Genomic DNA, 15,476 nt, shown 5'->3' with positions numbered 1-15,476 from the left:
CGCGGCCGTCGTGTCGATGGCCGAGGCGAACAGCGACTGCACCACCAGGTACTGCACCGAGAGCAGTGCGGCACCCGCGGCGATGAACACGGCCGCGATGGTGACGACCAGCCGGGTGCGGAAGCTCATGCGTCTCATGTCGTCCCCACTCGATACCCGTGCCCTGCCGCGGACTGGACGACCTCGGGAGCCCCGAGCTTGCGGCGCAGCGTGTGCACCACGATCTTGACCACGCCTCGGGTGCGCTCGTGCGGCTCGTCCCACACCTCGTCGAGCAGATCGTCGGCGCTGACGTAGCCGCCCTCCGCCGCGAGAAGCGTCTCGAGCACCCCGAACTCCTTGAGCGTGAGGCGGATCGGCGTGCCGTCGCGCTCCACGATGCGCCGCACGACGTCGAGGCGCACCCCGGCGAATTCGAGCACCGCACTCGCGCGCGCGGAGTGTCCGCGGCGGCCGAGAGCACGCAGGCGCGCGAGCAGCTCGACGTACGCGAACGGCTTGGCGAGGTAGTCGTCGGCACCGAGGTCGAGGCCCTCGACGCGGTCGTTGAGGGTGCCGGCGGCGGTGAGCATCAGGATGCGCGCCGGGTACTCCTGCGCCACGAGGGTGCGGCACACGGCATCGCCGCTCAGCACGGGCAGGTCACGGTCGAGCACGATCACGTCCACATCGTTCGATGCGGCGGCGGTCAGGGCGCTCGCCCCATCGCGCGCCACGTCGACGAGGTATCCCTCCCGGCGCAGGCCGTCGGCGAGGGTGTCGGCCAGGTCGGCCTCGTCTTCCACCAGCAGCAGTCGCATGGCACCTCCCGTCTCCGAGGGTGCGCGGTGCGCGGTTAGTTTCCGGTTAGGCGCCGTCATACCCCCAGCAAACCAGCGCATCCGTAGAACTGACTGCACGTCGCGGACGAGCTGCGACCGCGAGAAAGGGAAAGTCATGTTCGACTCGAAAGCACGCCGGTCCATGGTGGTGATGCCCGCTGTCGTGGCGCTCTTCGCGCTCTCTGCGTGCACCGCCCCGTCCGGGGACGACAAGGCGAAGGACGGCGCGAACGATGCGGCCGCTGCGCGGTTCGTGAGCTGCCTGACCGACGAGGGCCAGACGGCGAAGATCGTCGAAGGCGGTCAGGTCGGGCTGCTGATGCCGGATGCTCCCGGTGACGGGGCGATGGGCACGCTGAGCGACAGTACCGCCTCTGCCGGCGCCGGAGAGGAGATGGCGATGACGATGATCTTCACGGACGACGACGGCACGTGGATGGCCTCGACAGCTGCATCCGGCTACCCCGAGGACGGCGGCCAGCGCGCGGCGTGGGAGGCGTGCGAGGAGAAGGTCCCCGAGTTCACGCAGCCGGAGCCGGACATCTCGATGAAGGCGGGCGCCGAGACGCAGATGATCTCCCCCGAGGAGCTCACGGAGGCCGGGCTCGCCTTCGCGTCGTGCGCACGGGACAACGGCTTCACGGACTTCGCCGACCCCGACTCCGACGGCATGCTGACGCTGCCGACGGGCATCACCGAAGACGAGGCGCGCACCCTCCTCGAGGCGTGTGCGGAGAAGGCGGGCGACATGCCGCCCATGTTCACGCAGGAGAGCATCGAAGCCGTCGACTTCGACTGGTTCGCCCTGATGAGCGAATACTTCGAAGGCGCCTTCACCGCGGGGACCGTCATGCCCTCCGGAGGCGAGGAATGAGCCGCCGGGTGACGAAGGTGCTGCTGCCGGTCGGGGTGCTGCTCGTGGCCGCGGCGGTGGCACTCGCTGTGCTGCAGCCGTGGAGCTCGGTGGCCGAGTCTCCGGACGACGCCGAGAAGCCGGTCACCGCCACGGCCGAGCTCACCACGCTGACCTCCGACCTGCGGCTGAACGGCACCCTCAGCTACGGAGCATCCATCGCGCTGCCGGGGCGCGGGGGGACCATCACACGCCTGCCCACCGCGGGTGAGGTGATCGGCGTCGGCCAGGCGATCTACGAGGTCGACGGGAAGCCGGTGATCGCGATGCGCGGCGACCGTCCGTTCTGGCGCGACCTCGGCGTCGGCGTCGAGAAGGGCCCGGATGTGCGCCAGCTGGAGCAGGCGCTCGCCGACCTCGGCTTCGGCAGGAACATGACGGTGGACGACGAGTTCACCGCGGTCACGGAGACCAACGTCAAGGCCTGGCAGAAGTCGCTCGGGGTGCCGCAGGACGGCATCGTGAAGCTGGGAGACGTGGTCGCGATCACCGCCGCATCGGTGCGCATCGAGTCGGTGAAGGGAAAGCTGGGAGACCCCGCCGGGACGAGTCCGCTGACCTACACCAGCACCACCCTGCGTGTGGTCGCCAAGCTCACCGACGCGCAGGCCCGCGAGATCCTGCCGGGGACCCGGGTGACCGTGGTGCTGCCGGACGGGACGGAGGTGCCCGCGACGGTGACCGCCGTCGACCCCGGTGGTCAGCCGACCGAGAAGGAGGGCGAGACCACGCCCGCCACGGCGAACGTGGAGTTCGACGATCCGGCCGTCGCCGAGGGCATCGGACTGCGTGCGGTCAAGGTCGTGTTCGCGACCTCGGAGGTGAAGGACGCGCTGGTCGTGCCGGTCACCGCCCTGGTGGCGACGACCGACGGAGGCTATGCGGTCGACGTGCTGCGCAAGGGCGGCAAGGTCGAACGGGTCGCCGTGGAGGTCGGACTGATCGCCGACACCAAGGTGCAGGTCACGGGCGGAGACCTCGCTGCCGGCGACGCCGTGGTGGTGGCGCGATGACGCCGGACACCGTGGTCGAGCTCGTCGACGTGATCAAGGAGTATCCGGGAAGTCCACCGTTGCGCGTGCTGCACGGCATGAGTCTCGCGATCGAGAGCGGAGAACTGGTGGCCGTGGTCGGGGCATCCGGATCCGGCAAGAGCACGATGCTCTCGATCATGGGCACGCTCGACGATCCCACCAGCGGCACCGTGCTGATCGACGGGACGGATGCCGCAGCCCTCGCCGAGCGCGAGCGGGCGGTGCTGCGCGCTCGCCGCATCGGGTTCGTGTTCCAGCAGTTCTTCCTGTTGCCGGCGCTCAGCGCGGTCGACAACGTGGCGCTCGGGCTCCTCTACTCGGGAGTGCCCGCGGCGGAGCGCTCGGTGCGTGCGGCGGCCGCCCTGGAACGGGTCGGTCTCGGCGCCCGCATGAAGCACCGTCCCGGGCAGCTCTCCGGCGGGGAGCAGCAGCGGGTGGCCATCGCCCGCGCGATCGTCGGGAATCCGTCGGTGCTCTTCGCCGACGAGCCCACGGGGGCGCTCGACTCCACCACGGGCGAACGCATCCTCGAACTCCTCACCTCGATCGCCGACTCCGGCACTGCGGTCGTGATCATCACTCATGACCCGCACATCGCGGAGCGCACGCAGCGGCAGGTCGGCATCCACGACGGACGCATCGTGAGCGATACGGGCTCACCGGATCGGGAAGAGGTCGCGGCATGAGGCGCCGAGGGGAGCGGATGCCGCGGCTGAGCGTCGCGGACAGCATCCGCACGGCGCTCATCGGGCCGCGCAGCCGCAAGATGCGCACGGCCCTGTCGGCGCTCGGCGTCGCCGTGGGCATCGCGGCACTCACCGCCATCACGGGTATCGCCGCATCGAACCAGGCGGAGCTGCTGGCCAAGCTCGACGCGCTCGGCGCCAACATGATCGTGGTGCAGCCGGGGTACGGGCCGGACAACAAACCGGTCGCACTGCCCGAGACGGCCGGCGGGATGATCGAGCGGGTGACGGGGGTGGAGCAGGTCGGGGTGCTCGAGAAGGTGCCGGACGGTACCGGCGTGTATCGCAACGACCTCATGCCGAAGAGCCAGGGCAACGGGCTGACCGCGTATGCGGCGAGTCCCGACTTCCTCTCGTCGGTGGAGGGATCGGTCGCGAAGGGGTCGTGGTTCGACGAGACCGACCGCTCCCTGCCGGTGACCGTGCTCGGGTCAGCGGCAGCTGCGCGCATGGGCATCACGGAGCCGGGCGTGCGAGTGTGGATCGGCGAGCAGTGGTACACCGTGATCGGGATCCTCGACTCGGCCGGGCTCGCGGAGGACATCGACGCGAGTGCCTTCCTCGGCGATCATTGGGCGGCCGAGCACGTGTCGGCGAAGGGCGATGACACGATCGCCTCGATCTACGTGCGCATGGCCGACGGCGGCACGGGCGAGAAGGTCCGAGACGCGATCGCGCGCGCCGCGAATCCGTCGTCCCCGTACGTGCAGGTGACCGGACTCGGCGACCTCGCCGGGGCGCGGGACACCGCGGATGACTCGCTGTCCGGCCTCGCGGTCGGTCTCGCGGCGATCGCGCTGCTGGTCGGAGGGATCGGCATTGCGAACACCATGGTGGTGGCGGTGCTGGAGCGGCGTGGCGAGATCGGACTCCGGCGGGCGCTCGGCGCGCGTTCGGGTCAGATCGCGGGTCAGTTCGTGGCGGAGGCGATCGTGCTCGGCGGCCTGGGGGGCGTCGCCGGTCTGCTGCTGGGGGCCGCAGGGGTGTTCGTCTACGCCGGCATCCAGGGGCAGGCGGCGACGATACCCCTCGTGGTGCTCGTCGGGGGCCCGGCCGTGGCGCTGGTGGTCGGTGTGATCGCGGGGCTGTATCCGGCGATCAGCGCCGCCCGCCTCTCGCCCACGTCGGCGCTGCGCACGGTGTGAGCGCGCGGTGGGAGGAGATCTCGCGTTCGGGCGGAGATCTCGACCTCGAGGCTCCTCCCGACGCGGAGACCTCCTCCCGACGAGGAGACCTCCTCCCGACGCGGTGCAACCCCCTGACCCGTTCACGAGCCCGGGCGTAGCCTGTGGCCGTGGACGGGTTCGCGGCGGTCGACTTCGGATTCGCGCGTGAGGTGCTGCAGCGCGGCATCGCGGCGCTGTATCTCGTCGCGTTCGTCTCCAGCCTGAACCAGTTCCGGCCGCTGCTGGGCGAACACGGACTGCTTCCCGCGCCGGCGCTGCTCGAATGGGTCGGCCGCGACAAGGCGAGACGACGGATGCTGCATCCGACCCTGTTCTCGCGCATCCGCTATACCGACCGCCGCCTCGTGCTGCTGTGCGCGGCCGGCATCGTGGTCGCGGCACTTCTCGTGGTCGGCATCCCGCAGTGGGGGCCGCCGTGGGTTCCGATGCTGTGCTTCCTCGCGCTGTGGCTCGGGTACATGTCGATCGTCAGTATCGGGCAGACGTTCTACTCGTTCGGGTGGGAGATGCTGCTGCTGGAGGCGGGGTTCCTCGCGGCGTTCCTCGGCTCGGGCGATCAGCCGCCGCCCACCGTCGTGATCGTCCTGTTCTGGTGGCTGGTCTTCCGGCTCGAGTTCGGTGCCGGGATGATCAAGATCCGCGGCGGACGCGAATGGCGCGACCTGACGGCACTCATGTACCACCATGAGACGCAGCCCATGCCGGGTCCGCTCAGCAGGCAGGCGCATCTGCTGCCGCGCTGGTTCCATCGCGGCGAGGTGCTGGGCAACCACTTCGCGCAGCTGGTCGTGCCGATCTTCCTGTTCGCGCCGGTCCTGGCGCTGTGGGTGCGCGGCCCGGTACCGCAGGTCGTCGGTGCGGTGGCGGCATCCATCGTGATCCTGACGCAGCTGTGGCTCGTCGTCACCGGAAACTTCGCGTGGTTGAACGCGGCGACGATGGTCATCGCGTTCTCCGTGATCGGGCTGCCGGGAGTCGGGATGCCCGTGGCCGCCCCGCGGACCGATCCTCCCTGGATCATCGACGGGATGCCGCTGGCCTGGGTCGTGGTCACCTCGGCGGTCGGGCTGCTGTATGTCGTGCTGAGCGTGCCGGCGCTGCGCAACCTCTTCGCGCGGCGGCAGCTGATGAACGCGAGCTTCAACCGCTGGCAGCTCGCCAACGCCTACGGCGCATTCGGCACGGTCACGAAGGAGCGCATCGAGATCATCGTCGAGGGCTCAGCCGACGAAGAGGGGGTGGAGTGGCGCGAGTACGAGTTCCGTGGCAAGCCCGGTGATGTGCGCAGGATGCCGCGACAGTTCGCTCCCTACCATCTGCGGCTCGACTGGCTGATGTGGTTCCTTCCGCTCGGGCATTCGCTCGACGACTGGTTCACCGCGTTCCTGGTGCGGTTGCTGGAAGCGGATGCTCCGACCCTCGCGCTGCTGCGCATCGACCCGTTCGAGGGCGAAAGACCGCGGTGGGTGCGTGCGGTGTCGTACCGCTACCGCTTCGCCACCCGCGCCGAGAAGCGTGCCGATGGTGCGGTGTGGGTGCGGACGGACCGCCGTGTGGTGCTCGCGCCCTTCGGGCTCCGGTGACGCCTCCCCCAGTCCTCGGTCCCTTCCCTCCAACTCCGTCCCCTCCGGCGCTCCCGCTCCCTCGTTCCGGTCGCACCTTCTGTCGTGCGGGCGGCCTTTTGGCGACAGTAAGTGCGACCGGAACGAGAGGGCGGACGGGCCGGGACGCCGTCAGGGTTCGGCCGTGACCAGAGGGTCGGGACGACGCCGGGAGACGACCCCGGACGACTCGACCTCGAAACCGTTGCGCACCCAGTACTCGTAGCCGCCGAGCAGCTCGCGCACATCGAGCCCGGCGGCGAGCAGCACTCGGGCGGTCGAGGTGGCGCCGTTGCACCCGGGGCCCCAGCCGTAGACGATGAGCGTGCGATCGCGGGGAAGCGTCGCGAGCCGTGCGTCGACGTCGCTCGTGGGCAGATGCACCGCCCCGGCGATGTGGCCGTGATCCCACGACTCGAGGCGCCGCGTATCGACCAGCACCGCCTCTCCAGTGGCCACGGCTTCGCGGGCGGCGACCACATCGATCTCGTACGCGAGACGAGCGTCAACGTGGGCGAGCCTCGCGTCGAGAGAGCTCATCGCCGCGCGCCCGCACCGAGCAGCGCGGCGAGCTGCGGCAGCTGCGCGGCGTCTTCCAGCGCCGAGCCGACGGCGACGACATGGGCGCCGGCGTCGAGGTACTCGGCGGCGTTGGCCGCGTTCATGCCACCCGTGGTCACGAATCGTGCCTGGGGGAAGGGGCCGTTCATCGCCGTGAGCCACTGCGGACCGAGTACGGACGCGGGGAACGCCTTGAGCCAGGTGAGTCCCGCGGAAGTGGCGGATTGCACCTCGCTGGCCGTGGCGACACCGGGAAGGCTGAGCATTCCGGCCTCGTGCGAGGCGCGCACGACGTCGAGATCGAGCCCGGGGCTGACGGTGAACGTGGCGCCGGCGGAGAGCGCCTGCGCGACATGCTCGGCCGAGACCACGGTGCCGGCGCCGACGGCCTTGCCGCGCGTGCGTCCGGCGGCGGCGACCACGCGCAGCGCCTCGACGTCGTCGGGGGTCTGGATGGGGAGTTCTACGACGTCGATCCCGAGGTTCCACGCGGTGGTCGACAGGGCGAGGCTGCGCTCCGCCCCCATGCCGCGCAGGATCGCCATCAGGCGCGTGCCACCGAAGATCGCATCAAAGCCGGAGTTGTCCATCATGTTCCCTGTCGGTCCTGTCATCGCGTCCTGGCCTCTTCGAGGTACGAGTAGGCGGTCACCCGGGAGATGCCCAGGCGCTTGGCGATGGCCTCCACCGACTTGCGCATCTGTGTGGCACCACGCTGATCCAGCCGCTCCAGCACGGTGATCTTGTCATCGCGCGACATGCTCTCGAGGGGTCGCCCGATCTCGCGGATGGCTTCGGTGATCATCGAATCCATCACCGACACGAGGTCGGCGCCGAAGTGCTCCTTCGGAGCGTTCGCGGGTACGGGCGCCGGGAGGAGCGCGTCGAGCGTCTTGCGGGCGAGGAGCAGCGGGCTGAGGTCGACATTCACGCACAGCGACGCGATGATGTCGCCGGCGCCATTGTGGAAGTAGACCGAGGAACAGCGCAGTTCCCGCCCGTCGCTGGTGTAGCCGGTGTAGCCGAAGGCGTCGTGGTTCCCCCGGCGGTCCTTGAGCACGTCCAGACCGAGAGAGGTCGAGGGGCCGCCGACAGCGCGCCCGGTGACGTGCCCGTTCTCGATGGCCATGATCGTGTGACCCAGGTCGACGTCGGTGCCGTCGAGATTGTGGAGCACGACTTCGACGGTCGGTCCGGCCGCGGTGGCGAGGGCACGGAGCACGGGTCGATAGAGGCGGAGGACCTCTTCTGCACTCTCGTACGTCTCCCGTGCGAGATCATCGGCCAGGGCTGCAACCGCGTTCTCTGCTGTCGTCGATGTCGACATTCTGTGACTCCAATCCGGAGCAACGATACAGGCGTACAAAAAATACGAGTGATAGACAGATTGTCTATTCCGCTGTTAGTTTATCCACGCCCAGACGATCCGTCGAGGCCGGACCGCAACGTATGCGGCCCTGCATTCCCCGAAGAAGGAGCCCCGGATGGCCACTGTCGCCTCATCTGGCCTGACCCCGAAGCAGCGCAAGACGATCGCCGGTGGGGCGATCGGAACGCTGATCGAGTACTACGACTACTACCTCTACGGCCTCGCGGCTGCGGCAGTGTTCCCCGCGGTGTTCTTCTCCTCGAACGACCCCGTCATCGCCCAGCTGTCGTCGTTCGCGACCTTCGCCGTCGGATTCTTCCTCCGTCCGGTCGGCGGCATCATCTGGGGTATCGTCGGCGACCGCCGGGGACGCAAGGTCGTGCTCATGAGCACGGTCATCGGCATGGGGGTAGCGACCACGGGCATCGGCCTGATCCCTTCCGACCAGATGATCGGCATCGCTGCACCGCTGCTGCTGTTGTTCTTCCGGCTCTGCCAGGGCTTCTTCGTCGGCGGCGAGATGGGCGGTGCGGCCACGATGGTCGTCGAAGCCGCGCCGACCGGCAAGCGGGGGCTCTACGGAGCCTTCCTCATCAGCGGTGCGGGTGTCGCCAACGTGGTCTCGGGCGGTCTGATGGCAGGTCTCGGGCTCACGCCGGAATCGTGGTTCCTGCAGTGGGGGTGGCGCATCCCGTTCGTCTTCTCGATCGTGCTCGCGATCGCGGCAGTGCTGCTTCGTCGCCAGCTCGAGGAGTCTGAGGCGTTCACCGACACGCAGACGCTTCTCCTCGCCACCACGGGCAAGAAGCCCAACCCGCTCATCGAGGTCTTCCGTCACCCGAAGAACGCGATCATGGGCATCCTCATCGGGTTGCCGCAGTCGATCGCCGGCTACGTCATCCTCACGTACGGTCTGGCGTTCATCGTGTCGAACCAGCATCTGCCGGCCTGGATGGGGTTCGCCGGCACCATGCTCGTGGGTCTGCTGCAGATCGTCGTCGCTCCGCTGTGGGGTGCGATCTCCGATCGCATCGGCAGGCGGACGGTCTACATCATCGGCTGTCTCGGCTTCGCGGCCATGGTCTATCCGGCCTTCATGATGTTCAGCACGGGGAACATGTGGCTGATCTGGCTCGGACAGATCCTCGGGTTCGTCGTCTTCGGCGTTGCGATGCAGGCGACCCTCTCGACGATGCTCGTGGAGATGTTCGATCCGGAGGCTCGGACGACAGGCGTGAACATCGGCTACCAGATCTCCAACACCCTCGGCGGCGGCCTCGCCCCGCTGATCTGCACGGCACTGGTGGCGGCTGCCGGAGGCGCCTTCTGGCCGGTCGTCGTGTACGCGGCGGTGATCGCGGTGGTCGGTGTGATCGCCACACTGGTCGCCTCGGTCCAGCCCGATGTCGAGGGTGCGGGGCGCCTGCACGAGCTGAAGACGAGCACGCCGGTGAAGACGCGATGACGATGGATGACGCAGGAGTGCTCACCGCGCGCGACAAGGGCCTACCTGGGCGTGCGGCCGGATTGACGGTGACGGAGTTCCTCGCGACAGCCCCACGACTCGAGGAGTTCTGGACTCCGCTGATCGTGCTCGACGACGCAGCGATGACGGCGAACGTCGCCACGATGGCGCAGTGGTGCGCGGAGCGGGGCCTCGCCCTCATGCCCCACGGCAAGACCACCATGGCGCCTGCGCTGTGGAAGCGGCAGAGGGATGCGGGCGCGCTCGGCATCACCTTCGCGACCATGGGGCAGGTTCGTACCGCCCGCGATCTGGGCGTCGATTCGGTGATGCTCGCGAACGCCGCCGTCGATCGGCCGGCGCTGGCGTGGCTGGCGCAGGAGCTGGCGGATCCGGGTTTCCGGTTCGTGAGCTGGGCCGATTCGGTTGCGACGGTCGAGACGATGGAGGCGGCTCTGCTCTCCACCGCGATACCGCGCCCGGTCGACGTCTGCGTCGAGCTCGGCGGCGAAGGGGGTCGCACGGGTGCGCGGTCGATCGCGGAGGCCGTGCGCGTGGCTGAGCGCATCGCCGCATCCTCCGTGCTGCGCCTCGCCGGAGTGGCCGGATACGAGGGGAGCCTCGCGCACGATCGCTCCCCCGCGGCTCTCGCGGCCGTCCGCGCGTACCTGCAGTCCCAGCTCGAACTGCACTCCGCGATCACGCCTCTCTACGACGCCGGCGAGCTCTTCGTGACCGCCGGCGGCAGTGCCTACTTCGATGTCGTCGCTGACGTCTGGGGGACGACCGCGCGCGATGACCGTACGCATTTCACCCTTCGCTCCGGCGCCTACATCGTGCATGACGATGGTTTCTATCGAGGCATCTCGCCGTTCGATGAGGGGGCAGCGCAGGCGGAAGACTCTCCTCGATTCCTGAACGCGATGCACGCGATCGCGCGCGTCGTGTCGGCGCCGGAACCGGGACTGGCTCTCGTCGACGCCGGGAAGCGAGACCTGCCCTACGACGAAGGTCTGCCGATCCCGCGCTCCTGGTCCAGAGGTGTCGCCGGGCCCTGGCAGCCGCTGCACGGCGAGGTCTCGGCGATGAACGATCAGCACTCGTACGTCCGCTCGGAGCAGTCTCTCGCGATCGGCTCGGTCGTTCGTCTCGGGCTGTCGCACCCCTGCACCGCCTTCGACAAGTGGCGCGTGCTGCCGGTCGTCGAGTCCGCCGGATCCGACGTCGTGACCGGCCTCGTCCGCACCTACTTCTGAGGGGAGCGATGATGATTCGATCAGTTCTCCGCGGCGGTTCAGTCGTCGACGCGACAGGCCCGATGCGCGCTGATGTCGCGATCGAGAACGGGCTCGTCACGAAGGTCGGTCGGGTCGATGCGCATGACGGCGACGAAATGATCGACGTCTCTGATCGCCTGGTGATTCCCGGATTCATCGACGTGCACTCGCATGCCGATGGCCTGTTGAACGATCCGGACGTCACTCTCGCTCTGCTGCGACAGGGGATCACGACCGTGATCGCCGGCCAGGACGGAGTGTCGTACGCACCGGGCAGTGGTGAGTACGCGTCGGAGTACTTCGCCGCCATCAACGGGACGCACCCCACCTTTCGGGGCGGGGGCGTAGATGCCTACCTCGCCTCCGTCGACGGGATCTCAGCAGTGAATGCCGGCTATCTCGTACCGGCGGGCACCGTGCGCTTCGAGGTGTGTGGGCGCAAGGCTGGTTCAGCGAGCGAGGACGAGCGCCGACGCATGCGTGCTCTGGTCGTGCAAGGCATGTCCGACGGCGCCCTCGGGCTCTCGACCGGTCTGGACTACACGCCCGGTCTCTTCCAGGACGCGGCGGAGATAGCCGCCCTCTGTGAACCGGTCGCGCGTGCCGGCGGAGTGTACGTGACGCACATGCGCGGAGGATATGAGGCGAACACGGCTGCCGGTATGGATGAGATCGCGGAGATCGCCCGGATGGCCGCTGCGCATGCGGGATCTCCTTTATCCGTGCACATCTCGCACTTCCACGCCGACGCCGACATCGTGCTGGATCAGCTCGATGCGCTGGGTGCCGCCGGTGTGGACGCGACTTTCGACGCCTACCCCTACACCCGCGGCTGCACGCTGCTGGGCATGCCGCTGCTCCCACCTGCGGTGTCGGCACTGCCGGTGGCGGCGGCGGTTGCGGTGATCGCGGATCCTTCTCGCCGTGCCGAGCTGCGCGAGCTGTGCACGCTGCGGGCGGAACGCAGCGCCAGCCTCGGCCCGGAATGGGCGGACATGATCACACTCGCTCACCTCGCCGCGCCCGAGTGGGCGTGGGCGCACGGGCTCACGCTGCGCGAGGCGGCCGCCCGTGCCGGCGTCGCACCGGTCGACTTCGCCCTCGATGCGCTCGCCGCCTGCCGTCTGGAGTGCAGCGCGGTGATGGCAGTACGCAGCCCTCGCTCGGGAGCGGAACTCGCTCGCATCTTCCGGCATCCCGGGCAGATGGGCGGCTCCGACGGGATCTTCATCGGCGCCCATCCCCATCCGCGAGCGGCCGGCTCGTTCTCGCTTTTCCTGCGCGAATACGTGCGGGAGCGGGCGAGCTGGACGTGGTCGGATGCGGTGCACCACCTGTCGGCGCTGCCTGCGCGACGCTTCGGTCTCGGGCGTCGGGGCGCCGTCGTGGCCGGGGCGATCGCCGACCTCGTGGTTGTCGACCCGGAGACGGTCACCGATACCGCCACCTACGAGAACCCTCGGGGTCGCGGTGCGGGTATCGACGACGTGTTCGTCGCCGGTATCCGTGTTCTCGCTGACGGGTGCCTGACCGGTGCCCTGCCGGGCCGCGGGCTCCGCCGTTCACCTCAGACCTGAATCGTCAACGAAAGGAAAAGAAAGATGCCGAAGACCGGATTCTACGCAGGCGGGGCACCCACGCCCGCCGGCCCCTACAGCCACGGAGTGGTCGCGAACGGATTCCTCTACACTGCGGGGTTCGGACCGCAGGATGCGGCGAACGACCACGCGGTTCCCGCGAGCGTGGGCGACCAGACCCGCCAGGTGCTCCGGAACATCCAGAAGGTGCTCGCGGTGCACGGGCTGACCACGGACGACGTCGTGAAGTCGACTGTGCATCTGCAGGACCTCGCCGATTTCGCCGAGTTCAACGAGGCCTACGAGGAGTTCTTCACCGCGCCGTACCCCGTGCGCACAACCGTGGGCTCGCAACTGGCGAACATCCTCGTCGAGATCGACGTGGTCGCGGCTCTGCGCCAGGCGTGATCCCGCGCCTCCTCCCGGGCGGAGTTCTCCGCGTCGGGAGGAGCATCCGGGCGGAAGGATCCTCCCGAGAGGGGGAACTCCTCCCTACGCCGAGGTCCGAAGCTACGCCGAGGTCCGACACCTCGCCGAGCGCGGCGAAACGCCCCGGCCGGGTCGAGTGACCCGGTCGGAGCGTCCCGTCTCGCTGGGCGAAGATCAGCTGACCTTCTTCCGGTACGAGATGATCGCGAACACGTAGGCGACCACGAGGATGCCGACGCACCAGGCGAGGGCGACCCAGATGTCGTTGCCGACGGGCTTCTCGGCGAAGAGTGCCTGGATGGTGTTGACGATCGAGGTGACCGGCTGGTTGTCGGCGAACCACTGCACCGGAGCCGGCATGGTGTCGGTCGGCACGAATGCCGAGCTGATGAACGGCAGGAAGATCAGCGGGTACGAGAACGCGCTCGCGCCGTCGACCGTCTTCGCGTTCAGACCCGCGATGATCGCCAGCCAGGTGAGCGCCAGCGTGAACAGCATCAGGATGCCGATGACTCCGAGCCAGGCCCAGAAGCTCGCCCCGGTGCGGAAGCCCATCAGGAATCCGACGCCGAAGATGATCGCCAGGGTGATGGCGTTCGCCGTCAGAGACGTGAGCACGTGCGCCCACAGCACGCTCGATCGCGCGATCGGCATGGAGTGGAACCGCTCGAAGATACCGCTCTGCATGTCGGTGAACAGTCGGAACGCCGTGTAGGCGATGCCGGATGCGATCGCGATGAGCAGGATGCCGGGCAGCAGGTAGTTCACGTAGTTGTCGGTGCCGGTGCTCTGCTGGAGTGCACCGCCGAAGACGTAGACGAACAGGAGCATCAGCGCGATCGGGGTGACCGCCGTGGTGATGATCGTGTCGGGACTGCGGAAGATGTGCCGCATGGAGCGGCCGGTGAGTGTCGCCGTATCGGCGGCGAAGTGCGTGCTCATGCTGCGTTCTCCTTTCCGGAGGCCTTGGGGCCGATGAGGGTGAGGAAGATCTCCTCGAGGGTGGGCTGCTTCTCGACGTACTCGACCTTGGCGGCGGGGAGCAGCCGCTTGAGGCCGGCGAGGGTGTCGTCGGCGATGATGCGACCCTCGTGCAGGATCGCGATGCGGTCGGCCAGCTGCTCCGCCTCGTCGAGGTACTGCGTGGTGAGCAGCACGGTGGTGCCGCTGTTCGCGAGCTGCTTGACCACGTCCCACACCTCGATGCGGGCTTCGGGGTCGAGGCCCGTGGTCGGTTCGTCGAGGTAGATGACCTCGGGGTCGCCGACCAGGCTCATCGCGATGTCGAGCCGGCGACGCATGCCGCCGGAGTAGGTGCCGACCTTGCGGCCGCCGGCATCTGTCAGACGGAACGTCGCCAGCAGGTCGTCGGCGACCTTCCCGGCGTCGGGCAGGTGCCGCAGCTTCGCGACCAGCACGAGGTTCTCGCGTCCGGTGAGGATCTCGTCGACGGCGGCGAACTGCCCGGTGAGGCTGATGCGCTCACGGACGCCGACCGGGTCGGAGGCGACATCCACGCCCTGCACGGTCGCCGTGCCGGCGTCTGCCTTCAGCAGGGTGGAGAGGATGCGCACCATGGTGGTCTTGCCGGCGCCGTTCGAGCCGAGGAGGGCGAAGATGCTGCCCTTCTCGACCTCGAAGTCGACGCCGCGCAGCACGTGCAGATCCTTGTACGACTTCTCGATGCCGCGCACCGAGATGGCGGGGTTCGTCATGACTCGTTCTCCTTCTTCTTCGCGTCGTCGAACGCCTTGATGAGGCGTGCGCGCTCCTTGTCGATCCACTGCGTGCCGCCGTAGGCACGGGCGTAGTCCTCGGCGTACTCCACGGGGTCATCGCCCACGATGGCGCTGACCGGCGTGCCGTCGACTGCGGCGCGCTCCCACAGGTCGGCGAGGTCGAGGAACATCGTGACGATCGTGTCGCCGTCGGTGATGCCGCCGTAGTACAGGTAGTACCGGTACTGGGCGTTCGCCACCTCGCGGTACGGCGAGGGGAGGGCGTCGATGCGGGCCTTGGCCTGCTTGTACTGCTTCTTCTGCTCGAGCGATCCGGTGAGCGCTTCGATCCACTTTGCGGCCATGATCAGTTCTCCTTGTTCGGGGTGGTGCTCGTGTTGTCGGTGTCGGTCTTGTTCAGCTGTGCGATGTGCTGCGCGAGGAAGTCCCAGGTCTTCCAGAACTCCTCGAGCTCCTGCCGGCCCTGTGCGTTCAGGGTGTACACCTTGCGCGGCGGACCCTTCTCGCTCGGGACCTTCTCGACGTCGACGAGGTTCTTCTGCTCGATGCGCACGAGGAGTGCGTAGATCGTGCCCTCGGCGATGTCGGTGAACCCGTGGTCGCGGATGCGTGTGGTGATCTCGTACCCGTATGCCGGCTGCTCGGCGAGGAGGGCCAGAACGATGCCCTCCAGAGTGCCCTTGAGCATCTCGGTCATCTGCTTGCCCATCAGGTCCTCCTTTCGTTTCGGTTAGTACTCAGTGTTGCTGGGTACCGG

At 68.4% G+C, this 15,476-nt stretch carries 17 protein-coding genes; 9 read left to right on the top strand and 8 right to left on the bottom strand.

The genetic code is table 11. The features are described from left to right. Positions 1–134: 134 nt before the first annotated feature. Positions 135–800, bottom strand: a complete 666-nt coding sequence (locus GZ64_RS0107100) for a response regulator transcription factor (protein WP_021200164.1) — start codon at positions 798–800, stop codon at positions 135–137. A gap of 136 nt (positions 801–936) precedes the next feature. Between GZ64_RS0107100 and GZ64_RS0107095 the strand changes: the two genes are divergently transcribed. From GZ64_RS0107095 to GZ64_RS0107075, 5 genes are all read left to right on the top strand, one after another. Further along, positions 937–1,695 carry a hypothetical protein gene (locus GZ64_RS0107095; protein ID WP_029265632.1) on the top strand — a complete coding sequence of 253 codons (759 nt, stop codon included), beginning with the start codon at positions 937–939 and terminating at the stop codon, positions 1,693–1,695. Next, the gene (locus GZ64_RS0107090) at positions 1,692–2,747 is read left to right on the top strand and encodes a peptidoglycan-binding protein (protein WP_081859691.1); all 1,056 of its coding nucleotides are present in this window, start codon (positions 1,692–1,694) and stop codon (positions 2,745–2,747) included. Before GZ64_RS0107095 ends, GZ64_RS0107090 begins: the two co-directional genes overlap by 4 nt. After that, a complete protein-coding gene (locus GZ64_RS0107085) occupies positions 2,744–3,454 on the top strand; it encodes an ABC transporter ATP-binding protein (RefSeq protein WP_029265630.1) in 711 nt (236 codons plus the stop codon). Before GZ64_RS0107090 ends, GZ64_RS0107085 begins: the two co-directional genes overlap by 4 nt. Then, positions 3,451–4,659, top strand: coding sequence for an ABC transporter permease (locus GZ64_RS0107080; protein ID WP_029258842.1), 1,209 nt, complete (start codon positions 3,451–3,453; stop codon positions 4,657–4,659). The genes GZ64_RS0107085 and GZ64_RS0107080 overlap by 4 nt, the downstream gene beginning before the upstream one ends. A 149-nt stretch (positions 4,660–4,808) precedes the next feature. Further along, positions 4,809–6,284: a lipase maturation factor family protein gene (locus GZ64_RS0107075; protein WP_036331186.1), complete on the top strand. Its 1,476-nt coding sequence runs from the start codon at positions 4,809–4,811 to the stop codon at positions 6,282–6,284. 150 nt (positions 6,285–6,434) lie between these two features. Here GZ64_RS0107075 and GZ64_RS0107070 read toward each other — a convergent pair whose 3' ends face one another. From GZ64_RS0107070 to GZ64_RS0107060, 3 genes are read right to left on the bottom strand one after another with little or no spacing between them, the layout of a single operon-like run. After that, positions 6,435–6,842, bottom strand: coding sequence for a rhodanese-like domain-containing protein (locus tag GZ64_RS0107070; RefSeq protein ID WP_029265628.1), 408 nt, complete (start codon positions 6,840–6,842; stop codon positions 6,435–6,437). Then, positions 6,839–7,477 carry a bifunctional 4-hydroxy-2-oxoglutarate aldolase/2-dehydro-3-deoxy-phosphogluconate aldolase gene (locus GZ64_RS0107065; protein ID WP_231479842.1) on the bottom strand — a complete coding sequence of 213 codons (639 nt, stop codon included), beginning with the start codon at positions 7,475–7,477 and terminating at the stop codon, positions 6,839–6,841. The genes GZ64_RS0107070 and GZ64_RS0107065 overlap by 4 nt, the downstream gene beginning before the upstream one ends. Then, entirely contained in the window at positions 7,474–8,190 is a 717-nt protein-coding gene (locus tag GZ64_RS0107060) for a helix-turn-helix transcriptional regulator (RefSeq protein ID WP_021200172.1), read from the bottom strand. The genes GZ64_RS0107065 and GZ64_RS0107060 overlap by 4 nt, the downstream gene beginning before the upstream one ends. Before the next feature lie 157 nt (positions 8,191–8,347). Between GZ64_RS0107060 and GZ64_RS0107055 the strand changes: the two genes are divergently transcribed. The 4 genes from GZ64_RS0107055 (at position 8,348) to GZ64_RS0107040 (ending at position 12,959) form a co-directional block, all read left to right on the top strand. Next, positions 8,348–9,697, top strand: coding sequence for an MFS transporter (locus GZ64_RS0107055; RefSeq protein WP_029265625.1), 1,350 nt, complete (start codon positions 8,348–8,350; stop codon positions 9,695–9,697). A gap of 2 nt (positions 9,698–9,699) precedes the next feature. Beyond that, positions 9,700–10,953 (top strand): alanine racemase, encoded by a 1,254-nt coding sequence (locus GZ64_RS0107050; protein ID WP_029265624.1) that lies wholly within the window; start codon positions 9,700–9,702, stop codon positions 10,951–10,953. Positions 10,954–11,015: 62 nt separating this feature from the next. Beyond that, on the top strand, positions 11,016–12,551 hold the full coding sequence (locus GZ64_RS0107045) for an N-acyl-D-amino-acid deacylase family protein (RefSeq protein ID WP_231479841.1): 1,536 nt from the start codon (positions 11,016–11,018) through the stop codon (positions 12,549–12,551). Positions 12,552–12,575: 24 nt separating this feature from the next. Next, positions 12,576–12,959: a RidA family protein gene (locus GZ64_RS0107040; RefSeq protein WP_029265622.1), complete on the top strand. Its 384-nt coding sequence runs from the start codon at positions 12,576–12,578 to the stop codon at positions 12,957–12,959. A 195-nt stretch (positions 12,960–13,154) separates the two neighbouring features. On the opposite strand, the gene GZ64_RS0107035 is transcribed toward GZ64_RS0107040, so the two are convergent. The 4 genes from GZ64_RS0107035 to GZ64_RS0107020 are packed head-to-tail and all read right to left on the bottom strand — an operon-like array spanning position 13,155 to position 15,428. Continuing rightward, the gene (locus GZ64_RS0107035) at positions 13,155–13,922 is read right to left on the bottom strand and encodes an ABC transporter permease (RefSeq protein ID WP_021200177.1); all 768 of its coding nucleotides are present in this window, start codon (positions 13,920–13,922) and stop codon (positions 13,155–13,157) included. Further along, positions 13,919–14,695, bottom strand: coding sequence for an ABC transporter ATP-binding protein (locus GZ64_RS0107030; RefSeq protein WP_029265621.1), 777 nt, complete (start codon positions 14,693–14,695; stop codon positions 13,919–13,921). Before GZ64_RS0107030 ends, GZ64_RS0107035 begins: the two co-directional genes overlap by 4 nt. Further along, positions 14,692–15,063, bottom strand: a complete 372-nt coding sequence (locus tag GZ64_RS0107025) for a DUF1048 domain-containing protein (RefSeq protein ID WP_021200179.1) — start codon at positions 15,061–15,063, stop codon at positions 14,692–14,694. The genes GZ64_RS0107030 and GZ64_RS0107025 overlap by 4 nt, the downstream gene beginning before the upstream one ends. Before the next feature lie 2 nt (positions 15,064–15,065). Beyond that, positions 15,066–15,428 (bottom strand): PadR family transcriptional regulator, encoded by a 363-nt coding sequence (locus tag GZ64_RS0107020; protein ID WP_021200180.1) that lies wholly within the window; start codon positions 15,426–15,428, stop codon positions 15,066–15,068. Positions 15,429–15,476: the final 48 nt, after the last annotated feature.

This window comes from Microbacterium sp. Cr-K32, assembly GCF_000708345.1.
GTDB classification, from domain to species: domain Bacteria; phylum Actinomycetota; class Actinomycetes; order Actinomycetales; family Microbacteriaceae; genus Microbacterium; species Microbacterium maritypicum_A.
Note: the sequence above shows the minus strand (reverse complement) of the source record. Positions and strands in the feature narration are given on the sequence as shown.

What these genes read in the sequence shown, in the direction of transcription:
- GZ64_RS0107055 (WP_029265625.1), top strand. Translation starts at nt 8,348, where the DNA reads ATGGCCACTGTCGCCTCATCTGGCCTGACCCCGAAGCAGCGCAAGACG.
- GZ64_RS0107100 (WP_021200164.1), bottom strand. Translation starts at nt 800, where the DNA reads ATGCGACTGCTGCTGGTGGAAGACGAGGCCGACCTGGCCGACACCCTC.
- GZ64_RS0107025 (WP_021200179.1), bottom strand. Translation starts at nt 15,063, where the DNA reads ATGGCCGCAAAGTGGATCGAAGCGCTCACCGGATCGCTCGAGCAGAAG.
- GZ64_RS0107050 (WP_029265624.1), top strand. Translation starts at nt 9,700, where the DNA reads ATGGATGACGCAGGAGTGCTCACCGCGCGCGACAAGGGCCTACCTGGG.
- GZ64_RS0107070 (WP_029265628.1), bottom strand. Translation starts at nt 6,842, where the DNA reads ATGAGCTCTCTCGACGCGAGGCTCGCCCACGTTGACGCTCGTCTCGCG.
- GZ64_RS0107020 (WP_021200180.1), bottom strand. Translation starts at nt 15,428, where the DNA reads ATGGGCAAGCAGATGACCGAGATGCTCAAGGGCACTCTGGAGGGCATC.
- GZ64_RS0107095 (WP_029265632.1), top strand. Translation starts at nt 937, where the DNA reads ATGTTCGACTCGAAAGCACGCCGGTCCATGGTGGTGATGCCCGCTGTC.
- GZ64_RS0107040 (WP_029265622.1), top strand. Translation starts at nt 12,576, where the DNA reads ATGCCGAAGACCGGATTCTACGCAGGCGGGGCACCCACGCCCGCCGGC.
- GZ64_RS0107030 (WP_029265621.1), bottom strand. Translation starts at nt 14,695, where the DNA reads ATGACGAACCCCGCCATCTCGGTGCGCGGCATCGAGAAGTCGTACAAG.
- GZ64_RS0107085 (WP_029265630.1), top strand. Translation starts at nt 2,744, where the DNA reads ATGACGCCGGACACCGTGGTCGAGCTCGTCGACGTGATCAAGGAGTAT.
- GZ64_RS0107090 (WP_081859691.1), top strand. Translation starts at nt 1,692, where the DNA reads ATGAGCCGCCGGGTGACGAAGGTGCTGCTGCCGGTCGGGGTGCTGCTC.
- GZ64_RS0107035 (WP_021200177.1), bottom strand. Translation starts at nt 13,922, where the DNA reads ATGAGCACGCACTTCGCCGCCGATACGGCGACACTCACCGGCCGCTCC.
- GZ64_RS0107045 (WP_231479841.1), top strand. Translation starts at nt 11,016, where the DNA reads ATGCGCGCTGATGTCGCGATCGAGAACGGGCTCGTCACGAAGGTCGGT.
- GZ64_RS0107060 (WP_021200172.1), bottom strand. Translation starts at nt 8,190, where the DNA reads ATGTCGACATCGACGACAGCAGAGAACGCGGTTGCAGCCCTGGCCGAT.
- GZ64_RS0107065 (WP_231479842.1), bottom strand. Translation starts at nt 7,477, where the DNA reads ATGACAGGACCGACAGGGAACATGATGGACAACTCCGGCTTTGATGCG.
- GZ64_RS0107080 (WP_029258842.1), top strand. Translation starts at nt 3,451, where the DNA reads ATGAGGCGCCGAGGGGAGCGGATGCCGCGGCTGAGCGTCGCGGACAGC.